This window comes from Candidatus Lariskella endosymbiont of Hedychridium roseum, assembly GCF_964020185.1.
Lineage (GTDB): Bacteria > Pseudomonadota > Alphaproteobacteria > Rickettsiales > Midichloriaceae > Lariskella.
The window spans coordinates 1,524,498-1,542,216 of the sequence record NZ_OZ026538.1 but is presented as its reverse complement, the minus strand read 5'-3'; the positions used below and the strand labels follow the sequence as shown (position 1 = coordinate 1,542,216).

Below are 17,719 nucleotides of genomic sequence, written 5' to 3'. Positions count from 1 at the left end.
CTTATAGAGTAGATTTTTGCAAAACGTCACCAAACAATGATCCACGTGAGTGTTTTTATGTTTTAGTGACAATCAAATCACAGTTTGGAACAGGTTATGCAAGAGGTCTATTATAACATTTTCTTGCGGATTTAAAGCGCTATTTTGACACTTCAGGCGCTATTTCATGCGCACTTTCGAGACTTTTGGCGCGTACGAGAAAGGTTTTTCTAAGGAGGTAAGAGCATTATTTTAGTATTATATGTTCCAATCCTTATTCGAGATTCTCCTTTGATATTTCAAATGTAGCTTATTCATCTAAGATAATATACAAAGATGTAATAATTCCATCGTTCTTTCGGGCGCATATGAGGATTTTTAGGTATTTTGTGATTTGCAAACTCTATTTATCATGTCTATAATCGTTCTAGAAGGTGTTGCACAGTTTGTGTTTTTAACTTGTTTTAGATCTTTGGAGAGCAGGTGGGGCGTATAATACAATCTTTTGTAGATAGAAAGAGAGCAAGCATAATGTTATTAATTATGGTTGCTCTATGTGGTTACGTCGCTTTCTTAAAAATTCCAAAAGAAAGCAATCCAGACGTAAAAGTTCCGATGATTTATGTGCTTATAACCTATGAAGGAATTTCTCCTGAAGATGGGCAGAGGCTACTTTTAAAACCAATGGAGAATGCGCTTAGAAACATCTCTGGGATTAAAGAGATGACGGCATATGCAATGGAAGGTTCTGCATCAATAATAGTCGAGTTTGAAGCTGGTAAGGATGTAGATCAAGCTTTGACCGATGTTAGAAATGAAGTTAATGATCATGAGCATGAACTGCCCACTGATGCAGACAGGCCAATAGTTAAAGAAGTTGACCTTAGTCTTGAGCCAGTTCTTAATGTTATTTTGCTCGGAGATATCCCTGATAGAACTTTGCTTAAAGCTGCAAGAGATTTAAAGGATGCAATAGAGAATGTGCAAGGGGTTTTGGATGTCAATATAAGAGGTGACAGAGAAGAAGCTCTAGAAATAATAGTTGAGCCAAAAGTACTAGAAAATTACGGACTTCCACTGCAGCTATTAGGCAATGCAGTAGACAGTAATAACCAGCTGGTACCAGCTGGTACCATACAAAATCAAAACGGCTCTTTCCCATTAAAAATCCCGAGTCTTGTGAAGGATTTTCATGAATTAATGGAGTTTCCAGTCTTCGCCAAGGGAGAAATGGTATTAAAGTTAAAGGATATAGCAAAAGTCAGAAATACATATAAGGATATTAAAAACACAGCTAGAGTAAATGGAAAATCTGCACTGGTTTTGGAGATCTCGAAACGTACAGGATACAATATAATATTGACTGTTGAAGCTGTAAAAGCTGAAATTGATAACATGAGAGATTCCCTGCCAAACAACCTAGAAATCGTTTATTCACAGGATAAATCAGATGATATTAAAGATATATTGTCAGATCTTGAAAATACTATTCTTATAGCTTCAATCCTTGTTGTGATTGTCATCATGAAAGCCGTTGGGACAAGGGCTTCTTTTTTGATAGCATTTTCTATTCCATCTTCGTTTTTATCTGGAATCTTGATACTGCAACTAATGGGTTATACGCTAAACATAGTTGTATTATTTAGCTTAATACTGACCGTTGGAATGATCGTAGATGATGCAATAGTAGTAAGTGAGTATGCTGATCGCAAAATAATTGAGGGGGTCCCTCTACAAGAGGCATTTACTACTGCTGCAACACGTATGTTTTGGCCGATTTTTACATCTACACTGGTAAAAATCATAGTGTTTTCTCCTCTTCTATTTTGGCCTGGAGTTCTCGGACAATTTATGCAGTATTTGCCAATTACTGCTATTTTCATATTAGGTAATTCTCTGCTTTTTGCGCTTTTCTTCCAACCATCCCTTGGTCCATTATTTGGAAAGAGTGAATCTATACATGAAGATGAAATAGCGGCAATGAAGGCTTCAGAGGAAGGAGATATGGAGAATTTAGGAACATTCTCCAAGTTATATATGAAGTTTCTATTATACGTCTTAGATCATGCCAAAATTTTTGTATATGCAGTAATCGCAGGGATAATTGGAGTATATATATTCTTCTTCAAATTTGGCACTGGGATAGAGTTTTTCCCTAAGATAGAGCCAAGTTCAGCTGTTATTACTATAGGTTCTCCAGGAAATATTTCGATTACACAAGCAGATGAGATCATGAAACGGATCGAAGAGAAAGTTGTAGATATGTCGCTTGGAGTTAAGATATTTTATGTCAAAGCTGGAAATGTTAATGACAATAACCAATTCCCAGAAGATACGATAGGTGTCATAGAGATGGAGTTTGATGATTGGAAACGTAGACCAAAAGCCGAAGTAATTATAGAAGAGATTAAAAAAAGATTAGATACTGTAGGAGGTGTTTCATATCAGGTGCTTGAAGAGCGCGTAGGACCTCCATCACAGAAGCCTATCGAGATAGATTTTTCTGCGCCAGATTATGATAAATTGCTTTTGTTCGTAGATAAGTTTCGCAGTGCTATGGACGAGATTGGAGGGATGGAAGATATAGAAGATTCAAGGCCTGTTCCAGCAATAGAGTGGCACTTGTTAATTGATAGGGAGAAAGCCGCAAAATACTCTGTAGATGTTGGTTCAATTGGGTCTATGCTTAGACTTTTGACAGATGGTGTGAAAATCTCTTCATATAGGCCAGATGATACGGATGATGAGGTTGATATCATGGTCAGATTGCCAAAGGAGAAACGTTTTATTACTACAATTGAAAGTCTAAAAATTGTTAATACAAATGGCGTTGCTATTCCACTAAACACTTTTGTAAAAAGAATTCCAGATAGACAGGTGAGTCAGATCAAGAGAGTGGATAAAAAAAACGTTATAACTGTCAAAGCGAATGTTGAAAAAGGGGTTTTAGCTGATACAAAAGTAAAGGAATTGGGGGCTTGGTTTAAGCAAAATGCACAGGACGGAGTAAAAGTTAAATTCAAGGGTGATAATCAAGATCAGCAAGAAACTGGGACATTTTTAATTAATGCTTTCGTACTTGCGTTCTTTGCTATGTTTATAGTGATGTTGATACAGTTCAACAGTTTTTATCAAACTCTCATAGTAATGAGTGCAGTTTTTCTCTCAACAGTTGGGGTTTTGTTAGGATTGCTTATTGCATGGCAGCCTTTCGGAGTAGTTATGTGTGGCATAGGGATAATAGCGCTCTCTGGCATAGTATTGAACAATAATATTATATTTGTTGATACATATCAGCACTTAAGAAGAGATGGTTTTGACGTAAAGAAAGCTGTTATCACAACTGGAGTTCAAAGGTTGCGGCCAATTTGCCTTACAGCAAGTACTGCGATCCTTGGCCTTATACCAATGGTGCTTGGGATAACTATTAACTTTTTTGAAAGAGAGATTACATATGATGCACCTGCCAGCCAATGGTGGAGACAGCTTTCTACAGCAATAGCAGGTGGCCTTGCTTTTGCAACAGTATTGACATTATTTTTTACTCCTTGCCTGCTATTACTTTTAAAGAAATATGATAGCATAGGTAAGAAGTCTGAATCCTGATATGGAGCCTTGTGGTTTGATCCAAGGAGGGGGCAAGAGATATGATATGGCTAAAGCGCTATAAAACAGCCATGGCAAATGAGTATTTAGAATAAGTCCATCTGCCAGAAATATGCATTATAGCTTTTGAAATGCCTTGGCACAACTGTGTATTGTGTGGTTTATTGCTCAGCTGATGGTATCTGTATCAATTTATTGTGATTTTTTACGGCAGAATGGGAAAAATTTGAGAGTTTTCACATAAAGATAGATAAGAGCTGTTCTTGATATTGTTTGAATATTTGTGTAATAGTAAGAGCGCACCAAAGCTTGATGGATCCGTATACCCTTGACTCTTTTTTAGAAACGATTTTAGTGCGCCGTGTCATTCGGCATAAATGATGTCGCGTGTTGCTATTATCTCTCTCGATACATACTGTGCCAGACTTTCCAATTGTATGACGCTCTTTGGGTAAAATTTTAGAAAAAGCATCCCAATCATCCGTATAAAAATGACATTCTTTCAGATTACTCACTTTGTTGTAGAGCTTTTGGAATGTTGCAGTATCACGATTGCCTGTAACCCAGGCAACTGTTCTCCTTGTACTACGATCAACTGCCTTAATGATCCAAAGCTTGTTTTTTTTGAACCAGTAAAATGCCACATCTCGTCGAATTCCATCTCCATAATATCCGAAGAGACACCTGGCTCCTGAGTCTTGCCCATCACCTCTACTACCCAGCGATAAATTATGGACGGCGAATGCCATAATATCTTGCCTAACATAGAAAAAGGGCATTGCTAACCAAGAATAGATTTTGCTTTTAAATTCGCGTATATCGTATACTGCCTTGATAGTAAGTTATATTGGAAGCATTATATATGTTAAGTTGTAAGCATTGTGGCAGGATAGGAAGCACAAAGAATGGCTATATTAAAGGTCGTCAGAGGTATAAGTGCCTAGAGTGTAAAAAGAGCTATAAGTCTGGAGATATGAGAGTAAAGTACAGCCTTAATAAAAAGATGAAGGTTGTTAGTATGTATCTGGAGGGAGTTGGAATTAGATCAATCGAGAGATTAGAAAAGGTCTCGAGTTCACTTATAATAAAGTGGATTAGAAAATTCTCAAAGCTTCTAAAACAAAGGCTGAATGATGTTACGATACCTGAGGATGCCAAGCAAATCTCAATTATTGAGCTGGATGAGCTTTTTAGTTATTGCCAAAAAAAACTAACAAAGTCTACATTTGGCTTGCTGTTGATAGGGACAGAAATAAAGTTGTTGATTTTGAAGTGAGCATTGTCAGGGATTTTGCATCCTATCTTCCGATTGCCATGCGATTACAAAGTAGCTACGAGATAGAGATATCATGCAGTGACCATTACGACGTTTATGAAAAATTTAGGATTGCTAAAAAACACTATTCTACTAAGGCAGAAACGTCTTTAGTGGAATCATTCAACTCATTAATACGGCACTATTTAGCCAGGTTTCATCGTAAAACCAAACGTTACAGTAAGGCCATAGATATGATCTATAACTCTATCCTAATGCTTTTTAATAAAGACTTGCTGATATCTATCTTTAGTTAGCAATGCCAGAAAAAGAGCCATTACCAAGACTATATAGCATAACGCATAATGCTTTCTTAACAGCTGTTTGAGGCTTCTTGCGCAGATCGCCCTTAACAAAATTTAGAAAGCATGATCTGCACTTATAACGCTGTACACCCCTCACAATGCCATTCTTTACAAAGATATCAGAGCAACATCCCTTACAACAAACCATAAAACCACTCTTTAGTTTTTAAAAAAGTGATCATATCATACTTCTATCTAATTGTGAAAACTCTCAAAAATGTTTGTAAGGCACGCAAAATGCTGCGTTTTAAGCATACGTCCTCTATTGCCACTTTGTGGCATTTGATTTTTATCTATTTAAATTCAGGTGATTAGCCAGATATGGTGCGTCCTATCGCCTTCAGATTCATGCTTATGGCTGATATAAATGGGTTTATTATATCTCATAGTCCGTCCCTTGAATTCTAAAACGAAGTGCAACAATCATGGCCGAATCCTGAGCTAATTTTTGCACATTTAATTTTCTGCAAAAATTTATTTGCGCAACAAATCTATTTTTGATGGATAGACTAAGAAGAGTGCTGGTGGCATGCTGTATAATCATGTTAATTTTAAAAAGTATGACTGGTATATTTCTCAAATTTGGTTGCAGCCATACACTTACAGCGCAAATTTATCTGATCAATATATTTATCTGATCAATATTCATATATTAATTATTAATTGAGCAATAACTTGCCGTACGCTTTACATATTTTCGCTCAAAACACAATATTTTAGCGAAAATAAATACTATTGCATGTTTAGAATATAATTGGTATAATTACACGGCAAAAAGGGTACTTAACAGCATATGCTTAATCTTTCGCTTTGTCTTTGCTCTACATATTATAGATTGCGTTATTGGCATGCTATCTTCAGAGCCCCGCCGCATGTTATGCTCCTCTAAAAATTCCTTTCTTTACTGCCTTTACCAGATAGTACAAAAACAAGAAAGTTAGATCTCATATCTATTTTACAAATTGTGTTGGTATATGGCGCTGCCTTAAGTAAGTACACGCGCGAGTATTTTAATGGCATGATTTTTTATGGTACCAGTTAATTTCTGAATCAAACATTATATACATTTTTGCGAAGAAATTGACGAAGTAATACTTTAGAATCAGGCAAAAAGGTCTGTAAAATGACTTTTCCGGCAGCGCCATATTAGTCAAGTAGTTGGTAAAGGTGGCACGCGCTTTGTGTATACTACTCAAAAATCGCATTATCTACATATGTTGCAAGTTATCTAACCAACATCAGAGTGCTATTATGAGTTCGTTCTAAAAACACAAAGCGTCATTTCCAATTTGTTCATAAATTCAACAAATCTTTTTTTAGGGGTCTCATAATACATATGTTCACGATCAACAAGAGTAACAGTACTATTTACGGAATTATATTTATGCTGATTAATACAATGGCTCTTGCAGGGCTTGACATATCAGCAAAGACACTCAGAGGCACTATTGACGCTCCGCTTATAGTTTTCATGTATAAATTCAGCTTGTTTCTGATAATTTTGCCTTGGGTCTGTATGGAAGGGATATTACGCCTCAAGACTAAAAAGGCACATCTGCATATGTTTCGTAGTCTACTCAGTGTAGCTGGGTCATTCTCATTCATACATGGGCTTGGGCTTGTAAATATGTCAGATGCCGCTGCACTAGAAAACATACAGTATGTCCTAGTTGCAATAGTTGGAATGATATTTTTTAAAGAACGTTGTACAAAAATCAAGATAGCTGCAGTAATAGTAGGGTTTGCAGGAGCTGTGATAGTTGTAAAACCCGATATTTTTAACTCACTTTCAAATACTTCATTCAATAAAGATTATTGGTTTATAATACTTGCTATATGTTTTTGGTCTTTAAATACAATTCTTGTGAAGCTTCTTGGAAACACAGAGCACAATAAAACTCAGATGTTCTACCTACTGCTATTTGCTTCTATATTCTCTTTCCTAGGTGCATTTATAAACTACAAGTCTTTACAAATAATGGGCTTGCCATTGAAAATCATCCCTATTTCCTTCAGACAATTTGGACCGCTAGAAATAGGAATAAAATCATTACTACTACTTGCAACTATGGCTAGCTGTTATTTTATACACGGTGTTGCATATTTTAACGCGCTAAAATCTGAATTATCTATAGTCATTCCGTTTAGATACACAAAATTATTATTCAGCGGAATACTGGGCTATACCATTTTTGCAGAAATTGTGAGTAATCATTTCTCATATGTTGGATACTCTTTAATTATTGCAAGTGGTTTGTTGTTATTCAGCACACAAGTGCGCAAAAAAAAGGAAGAAATTCAGACTTCAGTGGATAACAATGATGCAGCAGTGAATATAGGGATTACAAGAAAAAAATTACTTAATATTTTGCAATCGTAACATACAAATAATTATCAGAGGTATATTACTAAACCCTGCGTATAGCAAAAATCTTAGTCTAAATCACATCAGTAAGATGCAATCAAACATCTCGATAGCAACATAGACAAAAGTTATGCCACTACCGGCAAAGCCGCTTGCGCAGATTTTTTTGGCCTGATTTTCAAGTATTACTTCGTTCATTTCTGCGCAAATATATATAGTATTTGATTCAGAAATTAACTGCTCCTATAAAAGATCATGTCATTAAAATCTTCGTGCGTGCATTTACTTAAGGCAGTGCCATAGCATGATTGCTATGTATTTTATCTTTCAGACAGCAGAAATATTTTGACAAACGCAATATTATAAGATCTATTGTTGCTAGCTACTTACTGTATATTAAGTCAAAGGTTATTCAAATATTGCTTTGCTTGTTTGCGCAACAAAGTCTTTATGTTTTGAAAATAAAAATTGACTGAAACATAAAGCGCTGCACTTATAAGACGTATATACCGCAGGTAAAATGAAGAGTTGGTATTTGATTTATGCATACGAAGTTATACTTCAAAAAGAGCTAGGAAGAGCTAATGCGGCATGTGTATAAACCAATACATAACGAGCGATTTTTCAGGCGCAAATTTTGAAAAGTATGACTAGTATATGAGTTGCAGTATGCACCCATCAACTAATCGTTTTGCAAGTACTAACGCGTAAGACTTTATAACTGGCTCAAATTTTTAGAGATACTAATCTGAGCACTAAGCTAAAACGGATAATGCTTAATTTATTCGACCATAAAGCAAAATAAAACTAAAACTAAAAGGAATCATATGAGTAAATTTTCGAAAAATGCTAAGACTGCTATTTCTGGAGTGCTCGGCTATCTTTTCTTCTTTGCAATTATTTCACTACCACTTTTTACACAATCTGCTCTAGGCGTTGATACTACTGCAATTTCTCAATCAAATTGCAAAATAGCTATAATAGATACGCGACAATTTATGGAGAAATCTCTAGCTTCTCAGAGCATGAATAAGCAAGTTGAGCAGAAAGCAGACGAATATAAGAAGAACGCAATTAAGATACAAGAAAAACTTCAAAAGAAGTTTCAGGAAATTGAAGCCCAAAAGTCTACCCTTTCAAAAGAAGCTTTAACAAAAAAGAACGAAGCACTTGCTCAAGAAGCTGAGTCTTACCAAAAATCTGTTTATGCAGAGAGAATTAGTCTCGACAAAGCTTTTAATGATGCAATGGTCATTTATGAGAACAAAATTCACGATATAGTCGCAAAGTATGCTGAAGAGAATGGTATAATGCTCGTCATAACAAAAGAAGCAGCTCTCTACAATGTAAATAGCATTGAAATCACAGATGTCATACTAGAGCAACTAAACAAAGAAATGACAGACATAAAAGTGAATTTCGAACCTTCTCCTACACATGAAAAGACATCACAGCCTACTAAAAAAGAAGGTGATAAGGCGAAGCAAACAAAGTAGTTTACGTAATTGCTTAAATGCACCATAGGTGACACATCGCAGACCTCAATCTCTCTTTAAAGTGCGAAATACATTAAACAATTTCGATTGTAGAGAGCATGATGATGCAGTGTGTTGTCACACTTTTTGTGTTTTACAGAAAAATTAGGCGCGGCCTTCATAAGTGTATGCACAAGGATTTTAATGGCATGATTTTTTAGAGTACCAGTTAATTTCTGAACCAAATATTATATACATATTTGCGCAGAATTTAATGAAGTAATACAAACTCCACAAATAACAGCATATATTTGCTGCGTATTTTTTAGAAAATTTAAGATGAGATTTGAGTTTAACTGTACTTCTAGCACAGTGACCATGAGTGTGCTTAAATTTTAAAGAAAAGAACGAAGCTAAAGTATTTTGTTACTTGGGAAGTCGGTATTATATGGAAAATCATGCCAAAAAGATCTGCGCAAGTAACTTTGGTGAGCAGTGCCATAGTGAGTATATAAACTCTTTATTCAGAGGTAATATGCAATTACACAAATTAACTCGCTATCTAGTAATTATTTTCTGCTGTTTTGGCTATCACTATACAGAAGCAGAAGCCAAAGAATCTAAATCAATTTTCGACTTCTTATTTGGCAAAAACAAAAAACAAGATGAAGTAGATACTTCACCACAAAACTTACTACCACCTGGTTATGATAATGGAGATACTTACTCAATTTTAACGGATGGCTCATTCAGAAGCTCTGCAAAATTAAGAATTCTTAATATCAACACTGGCAAATCGCAATACCACACAGTTGGCATGAGCGATGTTAAAAAACTCGATAGCTTTTCCATACATGTACTATCTTGTTGGCAAGAAGAAAAGGTAAAGATACATCCAGAAAGCATGAGTTTAGTTGCACTTTATAAAAATCAAGATATAGATGGAGAAGATGTATATATTGATGATGAACAATCGTCTATACAAGATCTTATTTTTTATGGCTGGATATTCGGAAATCACAAATCTATTGCGCAGCCACGTTACAAAAACTACTACATACAACTTGACAAATGTGAATAAACTTTCTGCAATGATTTGTGATATCAAGTCGCCTGCGCAATAACTCTAAGAAGCTGAGGATTTATGTTGGTTGCAAGTGATTATGAGGCACCGAAAGTCTAGCAGAAAAAATTGTAAAGTTGCTACAAATCTTATGGATATATAATTTGTCCTGCGCCTAAGCAAACACTACTTTCACAAAATCCGTAAGGTTTTTGCGTTTATTATAACATTTTCTTACGGATTTAAAGCGCTATTTCATGCGCACTTTCGAGACTTTTGGCGCGCGTACTATAAAAAAATCCTCAAACATAAGCACTTTGTTATCAGCTCCTATTATAAAGTTGGTCGCATCTTCATGATATAGGCAATTACATCTGCTACTGCCCTGTAGTGCTCGTAAGGAATTATGTCATCTAGCTCAACTGACTCGAATAAAGCCCGTGCTAAAGCCTTGTTTTCCACTATCGGCACGCCATTTTCTTTAGCGACTTCTCTAATCTTTAGCGCTAAGTGATCTTGTCCTTTTGCAACAACCTGCGGAGCCTTCATAGATTCTGGAAGATAAAAAAGTGCTACTGCATAATGTGTTGGATTTGTAATTACAACTGTAGCTTTTGGCACAGCAGCAAGCATTCTTCTCTTCATCCTTTGTATACGAATGCTTTTCATCTTTGCTTTAATCTCTTGATCTCCTTCAGATTGCTTCATTTCATCCTTTACTTCTTGTTTTGTCATACGCATTTTTTGCATGTATGTATGTCTTTGATAAAAGTAATCAAAAAGCGCAAGCAATGCCATTATAATAGAAACTGTAATAAACATCTTAAGAATGATGTTAGAAAGCAGTTTCAATATCCCAGACCAACTATGCAAATAAAGCTCCGTAAAAGACTGTATTTCTGGTATGATCACTATAAATATGGAAAAACCAACCAGCGATATCTTCAAAATATTCTTAATTAGCTCAACAATTGAGCGCATAGAAAATAACTTGCCAAAACCTGTGAGAGGAGAAATTCGATTTAAATCGAACTTTAGAGCTTTAGTAGAAAAAATAAAACCACCACGCTGTATCCAATATCCTAATATAATTGCTGTTATAACTGATAAAATTGGAATTGCTCCAATTACAGCAAAAATTATTATACTTCTTGCATATAAATTCTTTATGCTGAAAGCATCTATATGCATATCATGTATACTATACGTATATGGAGCTAGCATTTTTGTAGCACTCTTCATAATCAGAGGCATTCCAAAATAAAGAGAGAGAGTAAAAAACGTAAATAACAGAAACGTAATAGTTTCTCTAGAAGTCACTACATCTCCTTCTTCCCTAGCCTTTTCAAGCTTTCTGGAAGTGGGCTCTTCAGTCTTTTGTGATGGATCTTTTTGATCTTCCGACATAACATCCTACCAAACTAGAATATCCCAAATAAACCGGCCATTATCTCATGATATTGTTCTAAAAACCACACAACACTACTAGATATCACCATGTAAAATATAATAATAAATACAGCAATCTGCGCAGGTAACATCAGGAAAAACATTTGAAGCTGCGGCATAAGCCTAGACATGATACCCATTGCTATAAACATTACAAGACCTGCAATAACAAATGGCATAGAGAGACGCAGCCCAACAGACCACACATTAGAGACAGTCTTCACAAAAATCTCAGCAAAATCGTTATAATGCGTCGAGAAACTCATAAAGCTTATCACATCATAGCTATTTGCAAGCGTTCTCACAGAATCCAAATGCAAATTTGCAAGCAAAAGCAATACTATTACTATATTATAAAGAAAATTTCCAATTATACTGCTCTGTGTATCTTGAATATTACTAAACATCATAGCTGCAGATAATCCGGATTGCATACTAACCACCATTCCAGTAACGTGCAACGCAGATAACACAAGTTTGGTAATCAGCCCTAAACAGAGACCTACCAAAACCTCATGAGCTATTAATAAAAATAGTCCAATTATAGACGCTGGCATTTTTGGAAATTGAAAAGAGGCCGCATTGTATATAATTATGCTAAGACATATAGAAATAAGTAATTTCCACCTTGATGGAACATTAACCTCACCAATCCCTGGCATTAGCATGCAAGCACTACCTACTCTTGCAAAAACCAAAAAAACTGAAAATACGGTATTTGTCGAGATTGTTGTTACGACCACTGTTTTACTCACCAAACCTATGCTTATATGTTTTTGATAACAACTACATACTAAACTAAAAATTGATCGAGTATACACTACATTTTCATTTCTTTGTAGAATGCCTATGGCACTGTCGGCAAAGTCACTTGCGCAGACCTTTGAATAATTGACAAAATTACTTTCCTTCTTCCTGATTTATATTTGCACAAATGCTTGTCTCCCATTTCAAGCCATTCTGCAGGAGCTTTGCTTTATTAAAGATCAGCTCAACGTGAGTTTCTGTCGCATATTCAAAGTTAGGCCCCTCAACTATTGCATCTACAGGACAAGCTTCTTGACACATTCCGCAGTAAATACACTTGGTCATATCTATGTCATACTTAGTCGTCCTCCTACTAGCATCCAACCTAGCTTCAGCCTCTATTGTAATTGCTTGCGCAGGACAAATAGCTTCACAAAGCTTACACGCTATACATCTTTCTTCCTCTATATCATTTGCATAACGTCTCAGAGCGTGTTCTCCTCTGAACCTCGGACTCATATAGCCCTTCTCGTATGGATAATTTAGAGTGACCTTCTTCCTCACCATATGCTTCAGTACTCTAATCATGCCAACTATAATATCGACCATTAGGTAAGCTCTCAACCAGAATATCAAACTTTTTATAGGAGACGTTTGCATAAAATTAATCGACACATCTGAATTAATATGTAGAATCGCTTGCAATAAACATGCTATCCATATTATATAAATTATATCACAATAAAAGGCGAAAGTTTTTTATGATTTTAGCCTTTTGGATTGTGAAATACTAGTTCTTTGATAGCGCATTACTACATCTGGAAATTTTTATTTGCGTAATTTGCAAGCTTGTTTTATATAAGGAAGGCTGTCGACGCTTTGAAGCTTTCTTAGAAATGCGTATGTCTTTAAAGTGAGAACTGCAGTACATGCCGTTATAGCACAGTGGTAGTGCACTTCATTGGTAATGAAGAGGTCGCAGGTTCAATTCCTGCTAACGGCACCGCGAAGATGTAATAAAAGCAATTCTTGCGCTTTATAAACTTAAGCTCGCGCTGCATAAATTTTTGCTTACGCAACTCTGCTTCGAGCAATCTGATGAGCGCTATGTAACAAGTGTTAAAGGTTGACTATGCTCTGTTATAATTTAAGTATTGTTCAGTGTCTATATTTACTCTGAAAAACGCCAATAGCCGCTGCCACTGCGCTTCAATTTTTACGCCATGAGTAACATAAGAGATGACAAAATGCATATCCAAGTAGAAAAAAAATTATTTTTGAAGGCTCTAAATAAAGTACAAGGTGTTGTAGATAAAAAACATGCTCTGCCTATTTTGGCAAACGTTAAAATCACTGCTAAAGATGATAAAATAGAGCTATACACCACCGATACTGAAATGTCTGTTATCAGTACTACTGCTGGAGAAATTATATCACCTGGCGTTGCAACTGCCCCAGCTCAAATGCTTTGTGAAATCATAAAGAAAATGCCAGATGATCTAAAAATTCAGATTAGCAAAGTTGGAACTACAGATAGTTTATTAATTAAAACAGAAGTGAACGAGTTTGTGATACCTTCGCTACCTGCAGATACATTTCCGGATTTTGATGCTGGAAACTGCTTGTGGAAATTAAATCTAGATGCAAATTCACTATATATGTTACTTTCATTTGTAAGGCATGCTATGTCAACAGAGGAAATTAGGTATTATCTAAACGGCATATACCTTCACATAGAAAGTGTGAATAATGAGAAGAGATTATTTGCTGTTGCAACAGATAGTCACAGGATGGCGGTTGCTGACATTGCAATCCAAGATACCGCAGAGGAATTTTCTGGGATAATATTGCCGAAAAAAACTGTAGCTGAGATATTAAATATCTTGTCTGAAGCTGAAGAAGAAGTTGAATTAGAATTTTGTGATAACAAAATTGCTCTAGTAACAAACGGCACAAAGCTGATATCTAAACTAATAGATGGTAAATTTCCCGAGTATAAAAAAGCTATCCCACCACAAAGTACAATTACCGCAACTGTGCCTGCGCAAGATTTAAGTCGCGCTATAGATCTTGTAACTACTATCACGATAGATAAAACCAAATCAGTAAAACTATTATTTGATAAGCAAAAACTTCAGGTGACTGTAAATACTCAGAACAACTCGCATGCTCTACAAAACATAAGCGGTATTACATATAATGGTGATAGTATGCTTGAGATTGCTTTTAATTCTAGATATATCATGGATATACTATCCCTCTTAAATGGTTTTGACATAGAATTTTCACTGAGCTCTTCAAACACTGCTGCATCGATCCGCTGTAGTAATTATACAAATGTATTTTTTATCTTAATGCCTATGCAAGTCACTGCATAAGCTTGAGAATAAATGACTATACTCAAGTTCGTTAGTCTGTCCGTCAAAAATTGATTCGCTATATAAAATAAATTTTTGCGGAAAGTGAAATGTACAAAAATTGACTTAAAGCCGCAGCCCTGTGCTAATTTTCGGATATATAATTTGTCTGATACTTAAAAATACGAGAGTTTTCACATAAAGATAGATAAGAGCTGTTCTTGATATTGTTTGAATATTTGTGTAATAGTAAGAGCGCACCAAAGCTTGATGGATCCGTATACCATTGACTCTTTTTTAGAAACGATTTTAGTGCGCCGTGTCATTCGGCCTAAATGATGTCGTGTGTTGCTATTATCTCTCTCGATACATACTGTGCCAGACTTTCCAATTGTATGACGCTCTTTGGGTAAAATTTTAGAAAAAGCCTCCCAATCATCCGTATAAAAATGACATTCTTTCAGATGACTCACTTTGTTGTAGAGCTTTTGGAATGTTGCAGTATCACGATTGCCTGTAACCCAGGCAAATGTTCTCCTTGTACTACGATCAACTGCCTTAATGATCCAAAGCTTGTTTTTTTTGAACCAATAAAATGCCACATCTCGTCGAATTCCATCTCCATAATATCCGAAGAGACAACTGGCTCCTGAGTCTTGCCCATCACCTCTACTACCCAGCAATAAATTATGGACGGCGAATGCCATAATATCTTGCCTAACATAGAAAAAGAGCCATTACCAAGACTATATAGCATAACGCATAATGCTTTCTTAACAGCTGTTTGAGGCTTCTTGCCCAGATCGCCCTCAACAAAATTTAGAACATGATCTGCACTTATAACGCTGTACACCCCCTCACAATGCCATTCTTTACAAAGATATCAGAGCAACATCCCTTACAACAAACCATAAAACCACTCTTTAGTTTTTAAAAAAGTGATCATATCATACTTCTATCTAATTGTGAAAACTCTCGAAAATACTGCTTAACAAAATCCATAAGATTGTTGGCAATTTTACCACTTTTGCTGCGGGATTTTCGGTGTATCATAATTGCTTGCAGGCCAATATATAAACCACTCAGCTCCTTAGAGTTATGACGCATGCGACTAGTTCAAGTATAATGACAAATGTATTTTGTGTTATCCGCTGATTATGCAAAAAGTAACCTGAATGATGCCGCAGTTATTAATTAAGTTGCACTTTAGTTCTATTTTGTGTTATCTTCACTTCTCACTAAAGTTTGTTTTACATGGAGTGTTTTTTCGTGCTTTCATCTCGCATTCTAGCTTGTGGCTCCTTTCTTCCTGAAAAAATTTTATCTAATGACGAGATCACAACTTTTCTTGATACAAGCGACGCTTGGATTTCAGAAAGAACTGGAATAAAAAGCAGACATATTATCTCAAAGCATCATAACACTTCTGATCTTGCTACCTTTGCACTTTCTGATGCACTTAACTCAGCAAAACTAGGCCCAGAAGACCTAGATGGAATAGTTCTTGCAACAACCACACCTGATCTTGTATTTCCATCAACAGCAGTGCAAGTGCAGTCCAAAATACGTATGCCTAAAGGCTTTGCCTTTGATATTCAAGCAGTATGCTCAGGATTTTTGTACGCACTCTCTATTGCACATAACTTCATCATTTCAGGCTCCGCAAAACGAATAGCTGTAATAGGAGCAGAATCCATGTCAAGAATACTGGATTGGAATGATAGATCAACTTGCATACTTTTTGGCGATGGAGCAGGTTGTGTGATACTGGAAAGATCCGATATAATCGAAGGTATTCTTGAAATCCAGCTGTTTTCTGATATGAATACAATAGATTTACTAAAAGTAGATGGAGGAGTCTCGAAAGGTAATTTAGGTGCTAAATTACAGATGTCTGGTCGTGAAGTATTTAGAATTGCAGTGCTCAAAATGTGCGAATCTTTCCTTTCGCTACTTGAAAAATTAAATATACCAATAGAGGCATTGGATTGGTTTATTCCTCACCAAGCAAACTCTAGAATCTTATCTGCAGTTGCTGAAAAATTAGCACTACCAACACATAAAATAGTTTCAACAATTGCAACTCATGGCAACACTTCTGCAGCATCAATTCCACTTGCCTTTGATTCTTATGTAAAATCAGGCAGAATAAAACGTGGACAACTCATTGGGATGTCAGCAGTTGGCGCAGGAATGACATGGGCAAGCGGCCTTATTAGGTTTTAAAAAATGCTTGTTATAAAAAACCAACATACATAAACTAAATATATGACTAAGCTTGTTGGCGTATTGAATTATAATAATATATCATTTTCAGATGGTGGACGCTTTAGTACTCCACAAGCTGCAGCTGAAGGTGCAGCACAGATGTTGCAAGAAGGCGCCGAGATAGTTGATATAGGTATTACCTCAACTTCTTATGGAGCAAAGCTTCTATCACAAGAAGAAGAATGGGAAAAACTAGAAGCGCTGTTAAATTTATGCACAGAATACGAAATTAGTGTAGATACTTTTTATCCAGAAAATGCACTGCGTTCTATAATGCTTGGAGCTTCCATGATAAACGACGTATCAGGAGGAAAAGATCCAAGAATGCTTGAGATCATTGCAAACAATCCAAGTATCAAATATGTATTAATGCAAAGCTTAGTACTTCCCGCAGACAAAAAAGTAAGAGTTAAAGATATTTCAGAGATATATAGCTTTGGAGAACGTAAGATAGAGGAATGTTTAAGATATGGAATACAAAAAGCTCAGATTATTTTTGATCCAGGAATAGGATTTACAACAAATCCTGAACAATCATTAGAACTAATTGCAAACATTAAACACTATAAAAGACTAGGCGTGCCTATATACGTTGGACACTCTAGAAAGTCTTTTCTACAAGAATTAACATATTATCCACCAGAACAAAGAGATATAGAAACAACAGCGGCTTCCATATACCTTATGCTAGAAAATGTGGACTATTTGCGAGTACATAATGTTCATATGCATAAAAGAGCCTTGTCTGTAATCGAAGCTATTCTAAAACATAAAATCAATTAATAAAATA

17 protein-coding genes and 1 tRNA gene are annotated in these 17,719 nt (G+C 35.8%); 10 read left to right on the top strand and 8 right to left on the bottom strand.

The window, feature by feature from the left end:
* Nucleotides 1–462: 462 nt before the first annotated feature.
* Nucleotides 463–3,585, top strand: a complete 3,123-nt coding sequence (locus AACK98_RS07800; RefSeq protein ID WP_339041269.1) for an efflux RND transporter permease subunit — start codon at nucleotides 463–465, stop codon at nucleotides 3,583–3,585.
* A 236-nt stretch (nucleotides 3,586–3,821) separates the two neighbouring features.
* Here the strand turns inward: AACK98_RS07800 and AACK98_RS07795 are convergent, their stop codons facing one another.
* Together AACK98_RS07795 and AACK98_RS07790 are read right to left on the bottom strand one after the other, a co-directional pair.
* Entirely contained in the window at nucleotides 3,822–4,190 is a 369-nt protein-coding gene (locus tag AACK98_RS07795) for an IS1 family transposase (protein WP_339042689.1), read from the bottom strand.
* Complete coding sequence (locus AACK98_RS07790) at nucleotides 4,097–4,351, bottom strand: hypothetical protein (RefSeq protein WP_339041267.1); 255 nt, start codon at nucleotides 4,349–4,351, stop codon at nucleotides 4,097–4,099. The genes AACK98_RS07795 and AACK98_RS07790 overlap by 94 nt, the downstream gene beginning before the upstream one ends.
* Nucleotides 4,352–4,447: 96 nt before the next feature.
* Between AACK98_RS07790 and AACK98_RS07785 the strand changes: the two genes are divergently transcribed.
* Both AACK98_RS07785 and AACK98_RS07780 read left to right on the top strand, forming a co-directional pair.
* Nucleotides 4,448–4,861, top strand: a complete 414-nt coding sequence (locus AACK98_RS07785; protein ID WP_339041173.1) for a hypothetical protein — start codon at nucleotides 4,448–4,450, stop codon at nucleotides 4,859–4,861.
* Complete coding sequence (locus AACK98_RS07780; protein WP_339040222.1) at nucleotides 4,783–5,157, top strand: IS1 family transposase; 375 nt, start codon at nucleotides 4,783–4,785, stop codon at nucleotides 5,155–5,157. The genes AACK98_RS07785 and AACK98_RS07780 overlap by 79 nt, the downstream gene beginning before the upstream one ends.
* On the opposite strand, the gene AACK98_RS07775 is transcribed toward AACK98_RS07780, so the two are convergent.
* Nucleotides 5,150–5,353, bottom strand: coding sequence for a hypothetical protein (locus AACK98_RS07775; RefSeq protein ID WP_339041265.1), 204 nt, complete (start codon nucleotides 5,351–5,353; stop codon nucleotides 5,150–5,152). The genes AACK98_RS07780 and AACK98_RS07775 overlap by 8 nt on opposite strands.
* 1,188 nt (nucleotides 5,354–6,541) lie before the next feature.
* On the opposite strand from AACK98_RS07775, the gene AACK98_RS07770 reads away from it, so the two are divergent.
* From AACK98_RS07770 to AACK98_RS07760, 3 genes are all read left to right on the top strand, one after another.
* Nucleotides 6,542–7,585 (top strand): DMT family transporter, encoded by a 1,044-nt coding sequence (locus AACK98_RS07770; protein ID WP_339041263.1) that lies wholly within the window; start codon nucleotides 6,542–6,544, stop codon nucleotides 7,583–7,585.
* Between the two features lie 812 nt (nucleotides 7,586–8,397).
* Nucleotides 8,398–9,066: an OmpH family outer membrane protein gene (locus AACK98_RS07765; protein WP_339041261.1), complete on the top strand. Its 669-nt coding sequence runs from the start codon at nucleotides 8,398–8,400 to the stop codon at nucleotides 9,064–9,066.
* A gap of 427 nt (nucleotides 9,067–9,493) precedes the next feature.
* Nucleotides 9,494–10,126: a hypothetical protein gene (locus tag AACK98_RS07760; RefSeq protein ID WP_339041259.1), complete on the top strand. Its 633-nt coding sequence runs from the start codon at nucleotides 9,494–9,496 to the stop codon at nucleotides 10,124–10,126.
* Nucleotides 10,127–10,441: 315 nt separating this feature from the next.
* Here the strand turns inward: AACK98_RS07760 and flhB are convergent, their stop codons facing one another.
* The 3 genes from flhB to nuoI all read right to left on the bottom strand — a co-directional run bounded on the left by flhB (nucleotide 10,442) and on the right by nuoI (nucleotide 12,940).
* Nucleotides 10,442–11,515, bottom strand: a complete 1,074-nt coding sequence (flhB, locus tag AACK98_RS07755) for a flagellar biosynthesis protein FlhB (protein ID WP_339041257.1) — start codon at nucleotides 11,513–11,515, stop codon at nucleotides 10,442–10,444.
* A gap of 14 nt (nucleotides 11,516–11,529) precedes the next feature.
* Complete coding sequence (locus AACK98_RS07750; protein WP_339041255.1) at nucleotides 11,530–12,312, bottom strand: flagellar biosynthetic protein FliR; 783 nt, start codon at nucleotides 12,310–12,312, stop codon at nucleotides 11,530–11,532.
* A 145-nt stretch (nucleotides 12,313–12,457) separates the two neighbouring features.
* The gene (nuoI, locus tag AACK98_RS07745; RefSeq protein WP_339042687.1) at nucleotides 12,458–12,940 is read right to left on the bottom strand and encodes an NADH-quinone oxidoreductase subunit NuoI; all 483 of its coding nucleotides are present in this window, start codon (nucleotides 12,938–12,940) and stop codon (nucleotides 12,458–12,460) included.
* Nucleotides 12,941–13,235: 295 nt separating this feature from the next.
* Between nuoI and AACK98_RS07740 the strand changes: the two genes are divergently transcribed.
* Both AACK98_RS07740 and dnaN read left to right on the top strand, forming a co-directional pair.
* Nucleotides 13,236–13,307 (top strand) — tRNA-Thr (locus AACK98_RS07740).
* A gap of 220 nt (nucleotides 13,308–13,527) precedes the next feature.
* Nucleotides 13,528–14,682 carry a DNA polymerase III subunit beta gene (gene dnaN / locus AACK98_RS07735; RefSeq protein ID WP_339041253.1) on the top strand — a complete coding sequence of 385 codons (1,155 nt, stop codon included), beginning with the start codon at nucleotides 13,528–13,530 and terminating at the stop codon, nucleotides 14,680–14,682.
* 173 nt (nucleotides 14,683–14,855) lie between these two features.
* Here the strand turns inward: dnaN and AACK98_RS07730 are convergent, their stop codons facing one another.
* Together AACK98_RS07730 and AACK98_RS07725 are read right to left on the bottom strand one after the other, a co-directional pair.
* Nucleotides 14,856–15,224, bottom strand: a complete 369-nt coding sequence (locus AACK98_RS07730; protein ID WP_339042685.1) for an IS1 family transposase — start codon at nucleotides 15,222–15,224, stop codon at nucleotides 14,856–14,858.
* Nucleotides 15,131–15,514, bottom strand: a complete 384-nt coding sequence (locus AACK98_RS07725; RefSeq protein WP_339041250.1) for a hypothetical protein — start codon at nucleotides 15,512–15,514, stop codon at nucleotides 15,131–15,133. Before AACK98_RS07725 ends, AACK98_RS07730 begins: the two co-directional genes overlap by 94 nt.
* 416 nt (nucleotides 15,515–15,930) lie before the next feature.
* Between AACK98_RS07725 and AACK98_RS07720 the strand changes: the two genes are divergently transcribed.
* Together AACK98_RS07720 and folP are read left to right on the top strand one after the other, a co-directional pair.
* Nucleotides 15,931–16,887 (top strand): beta-ketoacyl-ACP synthase III, encoded by a 957-nt coding sequence (locus AACK98_RS07720; protein WP_339041248.1) that lies wholly within the window; start codon nucleotides 15,931–15,933, stop codon nucleotides 16,885–16,887.
* Nucleotides 16,888–16,950: 63 nt separating this feature from the next.
* Nucleotides 16,951–17,712 carry a dihydropteroate synthase gene (gene folP, locus AACK98_RS07715; protein ID WP_339041246.1) on the top strand — a complete coding sequence of 254 codons (762 nt, stop codon included), beginning with the start codon at nucleotides 16,951–16,953 and terminating at the stop codon, nucleotides 17,710–17,712.
* Nucleotides 17,713–17,719: the final 7 nt, after the last annotated feature.